Below are 17,740 nucleotides of genomic sequence, written 5' to 3'. Positions count from 1 at the left end.
TCTCCTTTGCACGGGGGCGGCAGCGGGAGCGGTGAAGCACCTCTGAAGCCCTCCGTTCAACGATCTCCCCTGGAACCGGTGAAACCGAAAAAAAATCCCCCTGCCCCGGTCTATTACAGGGATGCGGTCGCGGTTTTAATGTACCATAATGTGAGCCCCCACTCGGGTCGAGGGACCATTACACCGGAGCAGTTTGAGGCGGAGCTGGAGTTTCTCGAGCAGAAAGGGTTCCGGATCATCCCGGTTTCGCTTTTGGCCGCATTTCTGGAAGGGAGGGCGGCGGTCCCTCCAAATGCCGTTGTCTTGACCTTCGATGACGGGTACAGGGGAATGTATCAATATGTTCTGCCTGTACTCAAAAAGCACCGCGCCCCGGCAGCGGTGTTTCTCATAGGGGAGTATATCGGAACGAAACCGGCTTTCCTTACCTGGCCCCAGGTACAGGCGCTGGAGGAAAGCGGACTGGTGACCATTGGCGGGCATACCTACAATCAACACTACGGTGTGCTTACGTCCTCCCGTCTCGTGAGACCGGCGACGGTTGCCCGCATCTACGACTTTCGGCAGCGGCATGAGGAAACGGAAAAAGAATACGAGAACCGAATGCTCGCCGACGGCCGTCGCTTTCAGGAAACAGTCCGGTTGAGACTCGGCCACGAAACTCCTTATTTTGCCTTTCCTTATGGCGCCTACGATCCATGCCTGATCAGAGTACTGCGTGCTGCCGGTTTTCGCTACATGTTTACCGTTCTGGAAGGAATGAACAAGCAGCGTCAGGATCCGGCGCGCCTCTACCGGATTAATGCGGCGCCCGGGCATTCTTCCCCCCGGTGCCTGTTCGCGTCCATTCAGTATGCCGTTCTGGCTGCTCGTCTCCCTCACAGGCAGCCGACTGCCTGGTGTCCCCGGTGGAAAGAATAAAAAGGGGGCAGGGCCGCTGCCTCAAACTTTTTAAAAAGCTTTCGGCCCGGGTGTTTTTACCAGGAAACCCAGCAAGTGGTGATGGCATTAAGCGCACCGCCGGGCGAATAGCCCAGACCGTAATTGCTGCTGGGTAAAATTTGACAGAATATTGTCGAGACGGGAAATTTCTGATAGGATCTTGATTCGGTGGCAGGGATTTTTCGCGCTGAAAGGGGCCGGGAGAAATGGCGGGAGAATGGCCGGTTGTTTTGGCAGCAGGAATTTTCGTTTTGGTTTATGGCCTGATCGTTACGGAGAAAATTCACCGGGCGGTGGCCGCCCTTGCTGGAGGAATGGCCGTTCTGGCAAGCGGCCTGCTCACGCAGGAGGAGGCTGTCCACGCCATAGACTTTAACACCATTGGCCTCCTGGTGGGGATGATGGTCATCGTCGGGGTGACGCGGCGGAGCGGGGTTTTCGAGTTCCTCGCGGTCTGGGCGGCGCGCCTTGCGCAGGGGGAGCCTTTCCGGATTTTGGCAGGTCTTGCGGTCCTGACTGCGGTTGCCTCCGCTTTTCTTGACAATGTTACGACCGTCCTCCTTGTGGTGCCGGTGACCTTTTCCATCGTGTACGAACTCGGCCTGAACCCGGTCCCTTTCATCGTCACGGAAATCCTGGCCTCCAACATTGGAGGGACTGCCACCCTGATCGGAGACCCCCCTAACATCATGATCGGAAGCGCCACAAAACTCACCTTCCTTGACTTCCTCATCAACCTCGCCCCCGTGGCCCTCGTTGTTTTCATTGTCACTTTATTTTTCATCTGGCTGATTTACCGCAGAGAGCTCGTTATAGAAGAGCACCTGAAAGAAAAGGTGAAAACATTCGACGCCGCCGCCCAGATCAAAGACTGCAGGCTGATGCGCCGGTCCCTGATCGTGCTCGGCTTGACGATCCTAGGCTTTTTCCTGCATGGTCTGCTTAATATAGAAACCGCTTCGATTGCCCTCGCCGGGGCGGTGCTGCTGCTGTTCATCGCCAGGGAAGAAATTGAGGATGTGCTCCTCAGCGTGGAATGGCCGACAATTTTCTTTTTCACGGGGCTTTTCATCATCGTAGGGGCGCTCGAAAAGGTGGGGATTATTGAGGAGCTGGCACGGGCCGCTTTGGAGCTTACAAAAGGCCGGGTGCTGGCAACCGGGACCCTCATTTTATGGTTTTCGGCCCTCGCCTCCTCCGTTGTCGACAACATTCCCTTTGTGGCGGCGATGATTCCTCTAATCCAGGAAATAGGGCACTTTGGAGGGATTGCAAACCTCAATCCCCTCTGGTGGTCGCTTGCTTTAGGTGCATGCCTCGGCGGGAATGGAACGATTGTTGGTGCCGCTGCCAACGTAATCGTTGCGGGGCTGGCGGAGCGGAACGGGTTGACCCTCTCTTTTATCAGGTTCTTTAAGGTGGCCTTCCCGCTCATGCTTGTTTCAATCCTGATTTCCTGGTTGTACCTTCTGGTCTTCCATTTTCATTGAGCGCAGGTGAAGGACTGAACCGTTGTTTAGCGAAGTAAATGGAGGAGAATACTTTGGGGGAGGTTTGCCCGTGTCTGAAGACCAGAATGGGGTTTCTTACAGGCTGATTGTTGCCGCGACCGACGGCTCCGCCACGGCTTTGCACGCGGCGCGCCACGCCATTTCCTTAGCCCGCCTGAGCAACGCCCGGCTGCGGGTGATCTACGTCGTCAATACCCACATCGCCTTTCACCTGGGGGCCTACCAGTACCTTGCGCTGGAGACTTTGCAGGAGGAGGGAGACCGCGCCGTAGACGAGGTTGTGAGGCTTGCTGAAAAGGCCGGCCTCAGTGACGTAGGCGGAGCTGTCTTGAGCGGGAGCCCCCGCCAGGTCATTGTGGACTGGGCGCGGGAACAGGGCGCAGATCTGATCGTCGTCGGGTCACACGGTTATTCCCGCCTCACCTACCTCTTAATCGGCAGTGTCGCAGAGTACGTTGTGCGCTACGCTCACTGCCCTGTCCTGGTGGTTCGGGAGAAGAAAACCTAAAAGCATTCAGCCGGTGCGATTGGCAGGAACTTCCGCCGCCGCTCCTCCTCCTTAAACGAGCAGGAAGAACTCGAAGAGGCGCGGCGGCACCTTTGCCCGGTGCGCGCAAGGCTGGTTTCGCAAAGGACGGGGTGTCGGTTAAATACTGGAGCAGTTTTTGTCCGCTCTTGAATTTCCACCAAAACCATCTCCCAGATAAAAGTCTTTCTTTCCGGTTCGAGCCACAGCCAGGCGGATAAGGTCCCAGGACCTCTTTTTTCACAGGTACTTTTTCAGTTCTTCAACAGAGACCCTCCGAAAAAAGGGGAACGCTTCGTATTTGCTGGTAGAGGGAAGGACCCCACCAAGGGCAAACCCGGCGAAAGCCGGGGGCGCAAAGCCAAGGGGCCTGAAGCGGTTGATTCGCTATGGCAGCCCGGCTGCTGGGGAAACCGGAAGGCAGCAATTCCCTTCGGCAGCCGGCCGCCCATCAGGAGGAGGTGGTCGGCCAGGTTTGTTTCTGGAGAGTTCTAAAGCAGGCGTTTTGGAGTTTCTGAAACAGGCCATGTGAGAAGGAGGTCGGTTTTTGTGCAGAACCTTAAAAGAGCGGCGAGTGCGGTCCTGGCACTGTTCCTTGTGTTCATGCTCGCCGGGCCCGCGCTGGCAGGCAAAGGACAGGTTCGGGTGCAAACTCAATCCCAGGCGCAAGAGCAGGTGCAGACCCGAGCCCTGGCCCAGCTCCAGGTGCAGGAGCAGGTACAGACCCGCACGCGCAACGAGGGCGACGAACTGCGGATAAGGGTGGAGCAGAGGCTCGAGCAGGAGATCGCCGAAGGTGACGGGGAATTTGAAAACGGCGAATTTGAGAACGGAGAATTTGCTGAGCCGGGGGCGAGGGGCCTCGAGAAGCGCATCGCCGAACTGGAAAGCAAGCTGGCGGAAGAGCCTGACGACACGAAGCTGCTTTGGAAGCTGGCGGTGGCCTACCGCAACGTCGGGGAGTACGACAAGGCCATTGAGGCACTCAAGAAGCTGGAGGGGCTGCTGACGCACCCCACGGCGAAAGTAGCAGTGCTGCTGGCCCAGTGTTTCAGGGCCAAGGGCGACCGCGAGGCGGCGCTGGCCGAACTGGAGAAGCTGCTTGAATCACCCGAGACCGTGCCGGGTGCCGTGTACGCCTACAAAGGCATCCTGAAAGAGGAGCTCGGCATGGTAGAGGAAGCGGCGGAGGACATGGAGGAGGCTCTCACCGTTGAGCCGAAAGATGAGGACCTGTACAGGAAAATCGGCGAACTCTACGAGAAAGCGGGCAGGAAAGGCGTCAAGGTGTTCGTGAACGGCAAAAAGCTCACCTTCGACTCCGAGCCGTTCATCGAGAACGGCCGCACCATGGTGCCTGTCCGGGCGATAGCAGAGGCTCTGGGTCTGGAGGTGGACTACAAAGACGGCGTGGTCACCATCACGAACCCGGCCGACGGGAAGACGGTAGTCCTGCGTGTGGGCCGCGCCGAGGCTGAGGTCGGCGGGCAGAGGGTGGCCCTCGACGCGCCCGCCAGGGTGGTTCCGCCCGGGCGGACGGTCATCCCGCTCCGCTTCGTGAGCGAAAACCTGGGTGCCAGCGTCGACTGGTTCGAGGACGGCCAGGTGGTAGCGGTCAACGAGCAGTAGGCAGGAACAGAGCCGGGCACCTTTTCTCCGGGGTGCCCGGCTCTTTTTGTTTTTTGGAGCCTTTCCTGCGCGCTCAATCCGTCCGGCCGGAAGGGAGGAAAGGCTTTGGCCGGGGAACTTAAAATTGCAGGAAGGGGAGGGGGCGGTGAGGCCGGGAGGCTTGAATCCCTGGTCTGCGCCGGTTATACTAACTGGAGGGGCAGGGGTGCGTGCAGAAAGCCGCTGCCGGCTACAGATAAGCCGGAGCGCTCCAGCTTTGCAGGGAGAGAGCAAGGAGGTTCTGAACATGCAGGGTTTTCCGGTGCCGGGTGGAGAGTCGGCCCACGTTGCAGTGGGGGTTTGTATTGTCGAGCTTTACCTGGGGGAGGCGGCTTCCCTCAAGGATAAGCGGCGTGTTTTAAAGAGCATCCTTGACCGGATCAGGGCGCGCTTTAACGTCTCGATTGCCGAGGTGGACCAGCAGGACCTCTGGCAGCGGGCAACCGTGGCCTTCGTCTCTGTGAGCAACGAGCAGAGCCACGCTTATCAGGTTTTGAACGCGGTGGTGAAATTTCTCGAAAACCAGAACCATGCCCAGATCATCAGCTATCAAACCGAAATCATTTAGCCTGCGAAAGGCAGGGCGCGGTCTCAAAAAGTCGAAAAAACACGAAATATTTTGCAAATTTTTCAGATAAAAAAGGAGGAATAACTGGAATTAATGTCGTATACTTCAAAAAATTATCATGTGTGGAGAAGGATGGAAGGAAAAGAATGCACCGGTTTTCCGGCAGGATCAGCGCGGGGTTGGCAAAAGTTTTAAACCTTCCTGAGGCGCAAATTCCGGTTCTCACCTACGGCCTGGAGGTTGTTCTGAGCACTCTCTTGAGCCTGGCGGTGCTCCTTTTGGGGGGCCTGGCGGCAGGGGTTGTTCCCCTTGTCCTTGCGGCCGCTTTTACCGGGGCGGCCCTGCGGGCCGTTGCCGGTGGCGTGCACGCCTCAAATCCTTACTTCTGCGCTCTCTTCGGGGGGGCTGTTTTTACCCTGATCGGCCTCGCGGCGCAGGAGGCGGGAATTGCGGTGAGCCTCCGGGTTTTGTTTTTCATTGTGCTCCTGACCGGTCCCGCCGGCTTTTTGCTTGTTCACCTTTACGCTCCGGCCGGCTGCGCGGCGCGGTCCTTCTCCCTGGAAGAGGAGCTTTCAAAGAAGAGGGTCGCAAAATACGTGGTTTCGGGCTGGACCCTGCTGGCGGTTGCAGCTGCAGCCCCCGGCCTGACCTGGAGAGGTTTCCTGCCGGAGGAAGAGGTTTTCCTCCGGCAGGTTCTTTTTGCAAGCACCCTGGGATTATGGTGGCAGCTCTTCACCCTGACGCCGGTTGCCTGCCGGCTCCTCCCGCGCCTGGAAAAAGGCGTGGGAAGGCTCTTTTCAGAAAGGAGGGAAGGAGATGCTTAAAAAGCTGGCTGTTTGGGCAGCAGGTTTCACCGCCCTGGCGCTTTCGGTTGTCGCTGCCGGTTTTGTTGGCCCCTTGTGTACCCTCTCCTTTTATCAACCTAAAGTGCCGGAGGTGTTAAAGAATAGATAGCTTGGGAGGCGGCTTTGTGGAGGATCTCAGGGTGCTCTTTTTTCTTCATATGGTAGAAGGAAGCCTGATGGCTTATTGTTCTCTTTCTCTGTTAAGACTGCGGATACCCCTTTTCCGTTTGCTCGTAATTGGTGTTGTATCTGGCCTTGCTGTTTACCTTTTACGGGGGCTCTATGCCTACACCGGGATCCCCTTCGGCTCCCATACCCTTGTGATGATTCTGGTGATGGTGCTCCTGTACCGCTATGTCGCGCGGATCGAGTGGGGAGTGGGAACAGTTGCCGCCCTGCTGGGCTTCATCCTGGTGCAGTTGTCCGAGGCCTGCTTGCTGGTTCCTGTAACAGGCTTGTTTAAAATGAGCATCGACCAGATTTTGGCCGACGTATGGCTGCACATTTTGCTGGGCTGGCTGGTGGAGCTCCCTGTTGTCGTCCTTGCCCTGGTCTGCGCCCTGACGGGGTTTCACCTCATTGATTTGAAGAGGGAACTCAAAGAGCTTCCGAGCGTAGAAGAAGAAAAAGAGTGAAAAAGAGCAAGAAGTTGGGACCCGGCCGGAAGCCGGGTCCCAACTTGCGTTTAAAGCGCCAGATTCCGTTGAGAAGCTTTTCAGAACAAACTTCGCAAGGGGAGGGGGCGGAATGCTGCTCAACGCCCTGGTGGAGGGAGCGCTTTTGTTTTATATGGGCCCCAGCCTGCTGGGATTTGCGCCGGGCTGGAGAAAAACCCTTTGGGGTGGAATTGTCGTGGGGGTGGCGGGGTTTCTCATCCGGAGCCTCACCGATCTTCATTACATTCCCATAGGTGCTCATACTGTAATCGGGGCTCTTGTCCTGATCCTTTTTTTGCGCTTTTCCTTGCCGGTGCCGTGGGGAATTGCCAGCGCGGCGGGCCTGCTCAGCTTCACCCTGCTCCTGCTCACAGGAACCGCATCCGTTTTCGGAGCGGTCTTGCTCCTGGGCTGGGATTTTAAAGAAGTGCTGGAGAACCCGGTTTTACGTTTCTTTTTTGGGCTCCTGGAGGATCTCCCTCTGGGCATTCTCGCCTTGCTTTGCAGGCTCTATAAGTTCCAGCTCTTCCAGTTCGAAACAGGCGATCCCGGTGCGATGGGGAGACTATAAGTATTATCAAGATAAGGCAGGATTTTCAGAGAGCTTGTCGTAATTTACCAGCAAGCAGTCCGCAAGCGAAATTATGGGTTCTTTTAAGCTGAGACCGGGATGGTTGTTATTTTTGTTTTGGGAGCGAAGCGATGGGAAGTGTAAAGCTGCCTTTCGACCGGCGGGCGATCCTGCTCCTCAACGTGATTCTGGCGCAGGCCTTTCTTGTTCTGTTTTTCGGGGTGCTTCAATTCTGGAATGTTTTCGATCTTTTGCAGGAACGGGCACTCACGGCTTTAGCCGCTTTTTACGTTGCCGCCGGGGGATTTTTCAGCCTGGTGGCAATATTTATGCTCAGGAACGTAGTGCAGCTGGTGCGCGCCCAGGCAGAGGCCGAGGTCAACCGGGTTCGCCTCCAGGAAACCCGGCAGATGGTGGATATGCTGCGGGCGCAACGCCATGATTTTTTGAACCACCTCCAGGTGATTTACGGCCTCATACAGGTGGGGAAAAGCGACGTCGTCGAGGATTACATCAGCCAGGTCAACGAAGAAATTCAAAAATCTTCAAAGGTATTCAACACCTTAATGCACCGGCCCGAGATTGCGGGGCTGCTTATGCGCAAGATAGCCCAGGCTGAGGCCTCAGGCATTTCCTTTGCCGTTGACTTAAAAACCGATTTGATGCTGCTCGGAATTTCCCCTCTTGATTTTTCACGGGTGCTGGGGAACCTGATCGACAATGCCCTGGACGCGGTGGAGGCAGTTCCCCCGGAGCAGCGGCGCATTTATTTTGAAATGAGAGAGGAGCAGAACGCTTATGTGATCAGGATCACAAACTTCCGCCCCCTCATTCCCCGCGAGTATCTGGGCAAGATCTTTCAAAAAGGCTTCACCACAAAAGCCGGAAAGGGAGAGGGGCTCGGTCTTTACATTGTGAAGAATCTCGTTGAGAAAAACCGCGGGAAGATCTGGGTGGAGAGCAACGAAGAGGAGGGGACCTCGTTTATCCTCTGTTTTCCCAGGCTTTCCTACAGCCGTGTTGAACTCCCCTCGGCTTGAATCCGCAGTCATAAAATCCTCCTTCCGGGCATAGGATGATCCAGGAAGGACAACCATTTAAAGGAAGGAGGGTTTGTATGAGGAATTTCGAGCAGCTGCGGGAGGAGGAGAGGCGGAGCGCGAGGCTGCGTTTGGGTTTCCTGGTACTGGCAGGATTGCTCTTTGCCCTGCTTGCCACCGGGGGGTGCGACCTGGCCGAGAGGCTGCGGGGGATGAAGCAGGGCCGCGCCCCGGCGCAGTCGGAGAGTTTGCCGGATCTGCTCCCCGAGGATTTGGGTGCCCCTCCGGAGGGGCCGGAAAAAACGAAGGTGACTCTTTATTTTACGGACCAGGCGGGACGCTACCTTATCCGGGAAACCCGGGAGGTCGTGAAGGTTCCCGGCATCGCAAGGGCGGCGCTGGAAGCCCTCTGCGCGGGGCCTGCCGGCAAGGATCTCAGGCCGAGCCTCCCGGCCGGGACGGAGGTCCGGGACCTGAATATCAGGCCTGACGGCCTGTGCATTGTTGATTTAAACCGGGCAGCCACAAAAATCCCCGGGCAGGATCCGAAGGCGGAGGCGCTGGCCGTTTACGCGGTTGTGAATACCCTGACGGAGTTCCCTACCGTGGCAAGGGTCAGGATCCTGGTGGAGGGCCAGCTCCGCAAAACCCTGGCCGGCCACATCCCCGTGGATGAACCGCTGCTCCGGAATCTGACCTTTGTTAAAAATTAATAAATAACTTATTTTTTCCCACCCTTGTTTCCGGCAGGAAATTTGGAAATTGGTGTCGAAATCGCCATTTGCAAAAAAATCAAGCAAGATGCAGCAAGGGTGGGTTCGGATGGCAGGGTCCGCGTCGAAAAATGGGCGAAAAAATTTTGACTGGGGTCTCCCGGTGGGAAGAGGCTTCCTGACACCGGCGGCCCTTTTTCTTTTCTTCTTAGGGGCCGTGGTTCTGAGCTGCTTTTTTGCGATCACACCCCTGGCCTTTGCCGGGGGGTTTGCCGATTTGGAGGGGCACTGGGCGGCCGGGGAGATTCAGAAGGCGGTTGCCGGGGGCTACCTGAAGGGGTACCCGGATGGGACCTTCCGGCCCGACCGGGCGGTGACCCGCGCCGAGTTCGTAACGCTGGTCAACGCCGCTTTCCACGTGAAGTCAACTCAGGGGGCGCGGGCCCTTTTCAAAGATGTGAAACCTGAAGACTGGTTTGCCCGAGAGGTGCAGGCTGCCCTGGAGGCCGGCTATGCCCAGGGCTACCCCGACGGAAGCTTCAAGCCCCAAAAGGCCGTCACCCGCCAGGAGGCAGCCTGTCTTCTGGCGAGGCTGCTTCGCCTGGAGGGGAGGGAAAGCCTGGGGTTTGCCGATGCCGGGAAGATCGAGAGCTGGGCGCGCCCCGCGGTGGCCGCGCTTGTATCGAAGGGGATCCTGGGGGGTTATCCCGACGGGACGTTTCGCCCCACCCGCTCCATTACGAGGGCGGAGGCGGCCGTGATGGTGGGCCGCGCCCGGGGTGGGCAGGAAATCACTCCTGTTTCGGTTTACCTGGTGGTAAAAGAGGAGATCGTCAACATCAGGTCGGGGCCGGGGACCGGTTACCCTCTTCTGGGCCAGGTGCGCGCCGGAGATGTCCTCCGGGCGCGGGCGCGCAGCAGCAGCAACTGGTACGAGGTAGAATTTCAGGGAAAAAGAGGGTGGATTGCCGGCTGGCTGGTTCAGGTGTACGAAGCACCACCCCCCAGCCGGGACGAGCCCTCTACGCTTGAGGTGAAGGTGGGGCGGGAGCCGGGGCGGCTTGTGGTCACCCTATCGGTCAATAGAGAAGCTGCCTGCAAGTGGGAGGAGAAGGAAAACCCCCGGCGCCTGACCGTAACCGTCCCCGGGGTTACGGTCGTCCGCTCTCCCCTGGAGATAGATGTCCGGGAAGCCGGGCTGGAGCAGGTTGTCACCCGTTTCCCTGAGGGTGAGGCTGGCGCTGCCGAAGTGGAGCTTCTTTTCGAAGAAAACCCCCTGCCTGTTTTTTACCAGGTGGAAACGCCTGCTGCAGGGGAGTTGCGGGTGGTCATCCCTTATCAGATCTTGCAGGCGGAAGCCGCTCTCGAAGGGGAAACTTTTCTGATCACCCTGCGGGGGACGGCCCCCCTTGCCTACCGTGCTTTTACCCTGCGCAGTCCGCGGCGGCTCGTTTTCGATTTTTCTGGTTTTGTTTTGCACCCCGCTCTGCTGGGCTGGAAAAGGGAGGCGAACTTCCCGGAGCCTGGCGAGGCGCGCCTCGGGCAGTACCAGCCGGATGTGGTCCGCCTCGTGGTGGAGGCGGCAGGGGGTGCTTCTTTTACAGCAGAGCCCCGCGCCGGTGCCCGGGAGCTTCTGATCAGGATCAGAATTTCGGGGCTGGCCGGGCGCCGGGTGGTTCTCGATCCGGGGCACGGGGGGCGCGACCCCGGGGCGATCGGGCCCTCCGGCATCCGGGAAAAGGACGTCAACCTGGCGATTGCCCTGCTGGCGGCAGAGGCGCTCCGGGAGCAGGGTCTTGAGGTGGTTTTGACCAGGGATGGGGATCAGGAAGTAGAGTTGCGGGAGCGCGCCGATAAGGCAAACGCCAGCCAGGCCGATGTTTTTGTGAGCATTCACGCCAACTCTGCCTCCAATGCGGCTGTCGGAGGGACAGGAACTTATACCTACGCCCCTCCAGACACCACACCCGGCCCCGAGCGGGAGGTACGCCTGTACCTGGCCCGGCTGCTCCAGGAGGAGCTCGTCCGGGCCCTGGGGCTGCGGGATGCCGGGATCTTTGAAGCCAATTTCGCGGTGCTGAGGTACACCGCGATGCCCGCCGCCCTGGTGGAGGTTGCCTTCCTCAGCAATCCCGCCGAGGAGCAGCTGCTCGCCAATCCCGAGTTCCAGCGGCAGGCTGCCGCAGCCATCGCCCGGGGGATCGTCCGCTTTCTCACCGAATAACTTTTTTGCCGCGCCCTTTTTCCGTTTCGCGGACAAAAAAACCCGGCACTCGGGCAAGAAGCCGGAGGCCGGGTTTTATTTTGAGGCCGGGCTGGGGAAAGGTTTTATTTGCTCAAGGGACCTACGGGCAGCACGGTGCGCTTATAAACAGTGTTGAGGACTCCTGCTGCTGAAGTATACCAGGCAGTGAAGGCGCAGATAATACCCATAATTCCTCCGGGCACGCTGGAGATCAGGCCGAATTCTGCCAGGTCCAGCAGGATAAAGGTGATCTCTAAGGTCGTGAAGATTGCACAGACGGCGACGCTTACCCGGAAAGAACCGATCCACATATAGGTGTTGAAGATGGTGAAGCCGATCAGGAAGATCCCTGTGAGCGACCCGCCCCACTTTACGGGGACGCCGCACGCTACGAGTAAAGTCATCAAGGCGAGGGACATCCAGAAAGCCCCGTACGTGGAGAAGGCAGTCGCGCCAAAGACGTTGTTCTTTTTGTACTCCTGCATTCCGGCCAGCAGCTGGGCGAGTCCCCCGTAGAAAAAGGCGAGCCCCAGGAATGCCTCGCCCACAACAAACTTGGCGTTGGACATGCTCAGCACGAAAGTTGTCAGGGCGAACCCGCCGAGTCCGAGCGGAGCGGGATCGGCGGTGGCCGCGACCTGGCTCACTTCGGCCCTGACGGTGTTTTGCTCACACATACTGTCTTAACCCCCTTTACCGCCTAAATGAAAAGACCTCCCAACTTGGGGAACCACCCCCTCCTCCCGAAAGGGGTTTCCTGCCTCATCGACCGGGCCTCTCCGGCAGACGCTGCTTCGGGCTGTCCTGTCCCAGCCGTCCTTTGTGCCCCTGTCTTTCTAGAGGGGGCTTTCCGGTGAGATTAATAAAGAATAACCCTCACGGGCATCTAATCTGCAAGCTCCCCGCCCGGCCTTTGCTGAACGCTTGAAGTTGGCTCAACTTAACAAAATACCCCTTCCACCTCCCCGCAGGGGCGGCAGCGTGGTGCAGCTGCTAAAAATTTCAAGGAAGCCTGGCGAAAACAAGAAGAAGCCGGAAGATGAAACATGAGGTTTCTGCTGGAGCGATCCCCGGATTGGGTTCTGGAGAGATGTCTTTTCCTGGTGAGAAAGGAGCAAATCCGGTTGAAGATGGGTGGTTTTTCGGGGTGTATATCCACCATTATAAACTGAGGAGGAGTTTTTTGTAAAGAGAGCTTTTTAAAAAATTTTTATGATATAATCTATAAGAATTTGCTTTAGAATGGCATTACAGGACGCAGGGTCGGGGCAGGGCGGGGCATTTGGACGGCGGAAGGCAAGTTGAAAGGGAGCTGGTTGTGATGAGAAGTTCGCAGCCGGGGCGGGCGATTGGAATCTTTGATTCCGGCGTGGGGGGTTTGACCGTGGCCCGGCTCATTTTTTCTCACCTTCCTGAGCAGGAAATAATCTATTTCGGGGACACGGCTCATGTTCCGTACGGCTCCCGCTCTCCCCGGGAACTGATTAAATTTGGCGACCAGATTGTTTCTTTTTTGATCGGGCTGGGGGCCAGGGTCGTCATTGCTGCCTGCAATACCAGTTCTTCGGTTTCCCTCCCCTTTTTGCGGGAGAAATACGATCTTCCCATCCTCGGCATGGTGGAACCGGGCGCAAAGGCTGCGCTGGAGGCGACGAAGAATAAAAGGGTGGGGGTCATTGCCACAGAAGCCACCGTCCGGAGCGGCGCTTATCCCCGCGCCTTGAGGCTTTTCGACGCAGGGGTGGAGGTTTTCATGCAGGCCTGCCCCCGTTTTGTCCCTCTTGTGGAGGCGGGAAAACTGGACACCCCCGAGGCCCGTGAGGCTGCCGCCGAATATCTTGAGCCCCTGCGGAGGGCAGGAATCGATACCCTGGTGCTGGGCTGCACCCATTACCCCTTTCTGGCTCCCGTGATCGCCGAAATCCTGGGGCCCGGTGTGAAGCTTGTGGATCCCGCCGAGGAAACGGTAAAGGAACTCGTCGCTCTCCTCGGAGGAGAGGGGAGCAGCCGGAGCAGCCGGAACCCCAGGCACCGCTTTTATGCAAGCGGCTCGCCGCGTTCGTTTTATACTGCCGGGCGGCAGTTTCTGGGCGGCTTTCCTTTCACCGTCGAGCAGGTTAACCTGAACGAGGAAAGGCGGGAAATTATTACCGGGAAGAGTTCTCCGGGAAGTGAGTGATTCCGGTGTACCTTGCGGTTTTGGGTTGCTGGGCTCCCTATCCTGCGGCAGGAGGGGCCTGCCCGGGCTACCTGCTTGTTTCGAAAAACCTTTCCCTTTTTCTGGACTGCGGGAACGGGAGCCTTGCCTGGCTCCGGCGCTGCACCGATTTCCGGGAGCTGACGGCGGTTTTCATTTCCCATTTCCATCCCGATCATTACGTCGATCTCTTTTGCCTCCGCCATGCCCTTGCCGGGGCGCGCCGGGAGGGGTCGCGGTCCCTTCCCCTCCCCCTGATCGCTCCCCTGGCGCCTGAAAAAGACGCGGAAACCTGGAGGAGTTACCCCGATGTTTTGGAGTTCAGAGGGATTGCTCCCGAAGCCTGCAGGTCTTCCCTTGCCGTTCCGTTGGGGGAGCTGCTGGGGAATTGTTTTCAGGGGGCATCCGGCGGGCGGGTTTCCTTTCTTTTAACAGACCATCCCCTGCCGAATCTGGCTGTAAGGTTCGAAAACGAGGGAAAGACCCTGGTCTACACCGGCGACACGGGGTTTTTCGAGGCTCTGGTGGAGTTTGCGGGAGGCGCCGACCTGCTGGTTTGCGAGGCTACCCTGCAGGAAAAGGACCGGGGCTTGGGGGTCTCCGGCCACCTCACCGCAAGGGAGGCCGGCCTGCTGGCGGCATCTGCCGGCGTGAAGAGGCTTCTTCTCACCCACTTCTGGCCCGAACATGATTTAAGAGTCACCTACCGGGAGGCGCGGGCGGTTTTTGCCGGGGATCTCCTGCTGGCGCGGGAGGGGCTGACCGTCTTCTTTTAAAATCTTTTGCCTGAAATCTTTTGCCCCATTTTGGGGTGCGGGAGGGTGAAAAGTGCGGGAGTTGACTGCAGACCTGATCGAGGCGAGGGTTGCAGAACTCTGCCAGGAGGCCAGCTTTGAACTTCCCTGCGATGTGGAAGCCGCCCTTGCAGCGGCTCTGGAGCAGGAAGAATCACCTCTGGGGCGCATGATTCTTAAAGATCTTTTGGAGAATGCCGCTCTCGCCCGGCAGGAGCGGATTCCCCTCTGCCAGGATACCGGCCTGGTGGTGGTTTTTGTGGAGATCGGGCAGGAGGTTCGAGTTACAGGAGGCAGCCTGGGGGATGCTATTAACCGGGGTGTGGCGAGAGGCTACCGGGAGGGCTGCCTGCGGAAGTCGGTGGTGGCCGATCCCCTGCGCCGGGTCAATACCGGCGACAATACTCCTGCTGTCATCCATTACGAGATCGTGCCAGGGGCTGCCTTCCGCCTCTCCGTGATGCCGAAGGGTTTTGGAAGCGAGAACTGCACCGCGCTGGGGATGCTGAGGCCCACTGCCGGGAGGGAGGGCGTGAAGGAATTCGTCACTGCTGCCGTCAGGCAGGCCGGGGCAAACCCCTGCCCCCCTGTGGTCGTGGGAGTGGGGCTGGGGGGGACGGCGGAGAAGGCACTTTTCCTTGCCAGGCGCGCTCTCCTGCGGCCGCTCGGGGCTTTCCACCCCGACCCTGAAGTGGCGACACTGGAAGCGGAGCTCAAGGAGGCGGTGAACGCCCTCGGCCTTGGGCCCGGGGGGTTAGGGGGGACGGTTACCGCCCTTGCCGTTCACATCGAAACATACCCCACGCACATCGCGGGCCTTCCCGTCGGGGTGAGCATCAGCTGCCACGCGGCGCGGCACCGGACCTGGGTCTGGGGAGGGGAAGAGGATGAATGAGCCCGTTTCTCTCAAGGTTCCCTTCACGGCGGCAGCAGCGCGGGAGCTGGAGGCCGGGCAGCGGCTCCTGCTGACGGGGGTGCTCTACGGAGCGCGGGACGAGGCGCACCGGCGCTTTGCGGCGGCCCTGGCGCAGGGGGAAGAGCTCCCCCTTGACCTCAGGGGTGAGGTCCTCTACTACGTGGGCCCGACGCCTCCACCCCCAGGACGGGTCTGCGGTGCGGCAGGCCCCACCACGAGCGGGCGCATGGACCCCTTTACCCCACCCCTCCTGGCTTACGGGGTGCGGGGGCTGGTTGGGAAGGGCAACCGGAGCGCGGAGGTGGTTGCGGCCCTGCAGAAATACGGCGCGGTATACCTCGCAGCGACGGGAGGGGCGGGCGCGCTCCTTTCCCGGTGCATCAAAGAGGTGAAGGTGGTTGCCTATCCTGATTTGGGCCCGGAGGCCGTCTACCGCTTCGTGGTCAGGGACTTTCCCGTCATCGTGGCCATCGACAGCCGGGGCCGCAATCTCTACGAAAGCGGCCCCGCCCGGTACCGGAAGCTTCTTCCTTAAATTGCGTTCTTGTGCTAAACTTGGGATAACAAAGATTGGGAGTTGGTTTTGATGCGCCCTGATGGAAGAAGGCCCGGGGAATTACGCCCCGTCCGCATCCGGCGTCACTATTTGAAGTATGCCGAGGGTTCGGTCCTCATCGAGATGGGGGACACGAAGGTGATCTGCACCGCCAGCATCGAGGACAAGGTTCCCTCCTTCATCAAAGGGGAAGGGAAGGGGTGGGTTACCGCCGAGTACAGCATGCTTCCCCGCTCCACCTCGGTGCGAACCCCGCGGGACATTACGAGGGGGAGGCTCAACGGAAGATCCTGCGAAATCCAGCGGCTCATCGGCCGTTCTCTCCGGGCCGTCGTGGACCTGGAGAAGCTGGGGGAGCGAACGATCTGGATCGACTGCGACGTCATTCAGGCCGACGGGGGGACGCGCACGGCGGCGATTACCGGCTCCTTCGTGGCCCTTGTAGATGCCCTGCGGCTCCTCCGGGAGCAGGGGCTCCTGGAGGAGCTGCCCCTGCGCGACTATGTTGCCGCCGTAAGTGTGGGGAAAGTAGATGGGGAGCTGTGCCTCGATCTCTCCTTTGAGGAGGACGCCCGCGCCGAGGTTGATATGAATGTCGTGATGACCGGAAGCGGAGAGTTTGTGGAGATCCAGGGGACTGCCGAAGGAAGGCCTTTCACCGGCGAGGAACTCTCCCTGCTCCTGGACCTGGCAAGGCGGGGGACGAGGGAGCTCATCGCGCTCCAAAAAGAACTGCTGGGTGAAATCCATGCAGAAGATCGTGATTGCCAGCCGGAATCCGGGCAAGATTTCTGAATTTCGGGAGCTTCTGGCGGACCTTCCCGTGAAGCTCCTTTCCCTTGCGGACTTTCCCGGCCTCCCCGAAATTCCGGAGACGGGCTCCACGCTGCGGGAAAACGCTCTTTTGAAGGCGCGCGCCGTTGCTGCTGCGACGGGACTGGTCGCCCTTGCAGACGACTCCGGGCTCGAGGTGGATCACCTGGGAGGGGCGCCCGGGGTCCGCTCCTCCCGTTTTGCCGGGCCCGGCGGCGATGACGAAGCCAACAACAGAAAGCTCCTGGCCGCCCTGGAGGGGGTTTCCTTCGACAGGCGGACGGCGCGCTTTCGCTGTGTGATCGCCGTCGTCACCCCATGGGGGGAGGAGTTTCTGAGCGAGGGAGTTTGCGAGGGGAGAATAACCTTCTTCCCCCGGGGGAAGAGCGGTTTTGGCTACGATCCCCTTTTTTTCGTTCCCTCCCTGGGGAAGACCTTTGCGGAACTGGGGCCCCAGGTGAAGAATCAGATCAGCCACCGCGCCCGGGCCTTGCGCCTGGCGCGTGATGTTCTTGTCCGCCTGCTGGATGAAAGAAAGGAGGCAGGGGATGCGGGTCGGGATTTTAAGTGACTCGCATGGTGATTTGAGGAGGGCAGAAAGGGCCGTGGCGCAAATGGGAGCGGTTGATCTGCTGGTCCATGCGGGGGATTATTACCGGGACGCCCTCCACCTGGGAAAGGTGTTCGGGATTGAAGTGAAGGCCGTTATGGGAAACTGCGACAGGAGCGTCCTGGGGCCTGTGGAGGAGGTTCTGGAAATTCGGGGGCGCCGCATCTACCTGACCCACGGCCACCTGTACGGGGTCAAGCATGGTTTGCTGCGCCTCTATTACCGCACCTGCGAGATTGGGGCGGAGATGGTGATTTTCGGGCACACCCATGTCGCCCAGCACGGGGAGATCGAGGGGGTTTATTTCCTCAACCCCGGGAGCATCGCCCGGCCCCGGCTCCAGGAGAAATCCACCTATGCAGTTTTAGAATTCCAGGCTTCCGGCTACAACGTGGAAATTTTTGAGCTGCCTTGAAAATTAAACGGTGTCAGGCGTCAGTAAAAATGTCAGGGAAAAAATTTCGGAACGCTGCCGGGAGCTTTATAGCTTTATAAAGTTTATAAAGATCGTCCAGCATCCCCTGACCTGTAGGGAGCGCGTCTTCTCTGTGCGGCGGTTTGTGCTGACC

The 17,740-nt window shown here is 59.0% G+C and carries 21 protein-coding genes and 1 riboswitch; of the genes, 20 read left to right on the top strand and 1 reads right to left on the bottom strand.

The annotated features are described in order from the left end of the window. Positions 1-78: 78 nt before the first annotated feature. The 12 genes from HPY58_04660 to HPY58_04605 all read left to right on the top strand — a co-directional run bounded on the left by HPY58_04660 (position 79) and on the right by HPY58_04605 (position 11,264). The gene (locus HPY58_04660; GenBank protein ID NPV28944.1) at positions 79-921 is read left to right on the top strand and encodes a polysaccharide deacetylase family protein; all 843 of its coding nucleotides are present in this window, start codon (positions 79-81) and stop codon (positions 919-921) included. A 227-nt stretch (positions 922-1,148) separates the two neighbouring features. Next, complete coding sequence (locus HPY58_04655) at positions 1,149-2,432, top strand: ArsB/NhaD family transporter (protein NPV28943.1); 1,284 nt, start codon at positions 1,149-1,151, stop codon at positions 2,430-2,432. Positions 2,433-2,502: 70 nt separating this feature from the next. Then, positions 2,503-2,961, top strand: a complete 459-nt coding sequence (locus tag HPY58_04650; GenBank protein NPV28942.1) for a universal stress protein — start codon at positions 2,503-2,505, stop codon at positions 2,959-2,961. 338 nt (positions 2,962-3,299) lie between these two features. After that, positions 3,300-3,388: riboswitch (cyclic di-GMP riboswitch) on the top strand. A gap of 296 nt (positions 3,389-3,684) precedes the next feature. Continuing rightward, the gene (locus HPY58_04645; protein NPV28941.1) at positions 3,685-4,608 is read left to right on the top strand and encodes a tetratricopeptide repeat protein; all 924 of its coding nucleotides are present in this window, start codon (positions 3,685-3,687) and stop codon (positions 4,606-4,608) included. Positions 4,609-4,894: 286 nt separating this feature from the next. Next, positions 4,895-5,215 carry a DUF503 domain-containing protein gene (locus HPY58_04640; protein NPV28940.1) on the top strand — a complete coding sequence of 107 codons (321 nt, stop codon included), beginning with the start codon at positions 4,895-4,897 and terminating at the stop codon, positions 5,213-5,215. Positions 5,216-5,394: 179 nt separating this feature from the next. Further along, a complete protein-coding gene (locus tag HPY58_04635) occupies positions 5,395-6,039 on the top strand; it encodes a hypothetical protein (protein ID NPV28939.1) in 645 nt (214 codons plus the stop codon). Further along, complete coding sequence (locus HPY58_04630) at positions 6,032-6,169, top strand: cyclic lactone autoinducer peptide (protein ID NPV28938.1); 138 nt, start codon at positions 6,032-6,034, stop codon at positions 6,167-6,169. The genes HPY58_04635 and HPY58_04630 overlap by 8 nt, the downstream gene beginning before the upstream one ends. Before the next feature lie 16 nt (positions 6,170-6,185). Continuing rightward, complete coding sequence (locus tag HPY58_04625) at positions 6,186-6,695, top strand: hypothetical protein (protein NPV28937.1); 510 nt, start codon at positions 6,186-6,188, stop codon at positions 6,693-6,695. 112 nt (positions 6,696-6,807) lie between these two features. Beyond that, on the top strand, positions 6,808-7,287 hold the full coding sequence (locus HPY58_04620) for a hypothetical protein (protein NPV28936.1): 480 nt from the start codon (positions 6,808-6,810) through the stop codon (positions 7,285-7,287). A 131-nt stretch (positions 7,288-7,418) separates the two neighbouring features. After that, positions 7,419-8,327, top strand: coding sequence for a GHKL domain-containing protein (locus HPY58_04615; protein ID NPV28935.1), 909 nt, complete (start codon positions 7,419-7,421; stop codon positions 8,325-8,327). A gap of 77 nt (positions 8,328-8,404) precedes the next feature. Continuing rightward, positions 8,405-9,040 carry a GerMN domain-containing protein gene (locus tag HPY58_04610; GenBank protein ID NPV28934.1) on the top strand — a complete coding sequence of 212 codons (636 nt, stop codon included), beginning with the start codon at positions 8,405-8,407 and terminating at the stop codon, positions 9,038-9,040. Positions 9,041-9,203: 163 nt separating this feature from the next. Next, positions 9,204-11,264 carry an AMIN domain-containing protein gene (locus HPY58_04605; GenBank protein ID NPV28933.1) on the top strand — a complete coding sequence of 687 codons (2,061 nt, stop codon included), beginning with the start codon at positions 9,204-9,206 and terminating at the stop codon, positions 11,262-11,264. Positions 11,265-11,368: 104 nt separating this feature from the next. Here HPY58_04605 and HPY58_04600 read toward each other — a convergent pair whose 3' ends face one another. Then, positions 11,369-11,962: an acetate uptake transporter gene (locus HPY58_04600; protein NPV28932.1), complete on the bottom strand. Its 594-nt coding sequence runs from the start codon at positions 11,960-11,962 to the stop codon at positions 11,369-11,371. Positions 11,963-12,324: 362 nt separating this feature from the next. Here HPY58_04600 and HPY58_04595 point away from each other — a divergent pair, with 362 nt between their 5' ends. The 8 genes from HPY58_04595 (at position 12,325) to HPY58_04560 (ending at position 17,586) form a co-directional block, all read left to right on the top strand. Then, positions 12,325-12,474 carry a hypothetical protein gene (locus HPY58_04595; protein NPV28931.1) on the top strand — a complete coding sequence of 50 codons (150 nt, stop codon included), beginning with the start codon at positions 12,325-12,327 and terminating at the stop codon, positions 12,472-12,474. A gap of 132 nt (positions 12,475-12,606) precedes the next feature. Continuing rightward, complete coding sequence (locus HPY58_04590) at positions 12,607-13,464, top strand: glutamate racemase (GenBank protein NPV28930.1); 858 nt, start codon at positions 12,607-12,609, stop codon at positions 13,462-13,464. A gap of 5 nt (positions 13,465-13,469) precedes the next feature. Further along, entirely contained in the window at positions 13,470-14,258 is a 789-nt protein-coding gene (locus HPY58_04585; GenBank protein NPV28929.1) for an MBL fold metallo-hydrolase, read from the top strand. Positions 14,259-14,310: 52 nt separating this feature from the next. Then, positions 14,311-15,171: a fumarate hydratase gene (locus tag HPY58_04580; GenBank protein NPV28928.1), complete on the top strand. Its 861-nt coding sequence runs from the start codon at positions 14,311-14,313 to the stop codon at positions 15,169-15,171. Then, complete coding sequence (locus tag HPY58_04575; GenBank protein NPV28927.1) at positions 15,164-15,727, top strand: TRZ/ATZ family protein; 564 nt, start codon at positions 15,164-15,166, stop codon at positions 15,725-15,727. Before HPY58_04580 ends, HPY58_04575 begins: the two co-directional genes overlap by 8 nt. Positions 15,728-15,778: 51 nt before the next feature. Further along, positions 15,779-16,543 (top strand): ribonuclease PH, encoded by a 765-nt coding sequence (gene rph, locus HPY58_04570; protein ID NPV28926.1) that lies wholly within the window; start codon positions 15,779-15,781, stop codon positions 16,541-16,543. Next, positions 16,497-17,132, top strand: coding sequence for an XTP/dITP diphosphatase (locus HPY58_04565; protein ID NPV28925.1), 636 nt, complete (start codon positions 16,497-16,499; stop codon positions 17,130-17,132). Before rph ends, HPY58_04565 begins: the two co-directional genes overlap by 47 nt. Further along, positions 17,110-17,586: a metallophosphoesterase gene (locus tag HPY58_04560; protein NPV28924.1), complete on the top strand. Its 477-nt coding sequence runs from the start codon at positions 17,110-17,112 to the stop codon at positions 17,584-17,586. The genes HPY58_04565 and HPY58_04560 overlap by 23 nt, the downstream gene beginning before the upstream one ends. The last annotated feature ends 154 nt before the right edge of the window (positions 17,587-17,740 follow it).

The organism is Bacillota bacterium, from assembly GCA_013177945.1.
Lineage (GTDB): Bacteria > Bacillota > DSM-12270 > Thermacetogeniales > Thermacetogeniaceae > Ch130.
The sequence above is the reverse complement of the archived record's forward strand: the minus strand, read 5'-3'. Positions and strand labels throughout refer to the sequence as shown.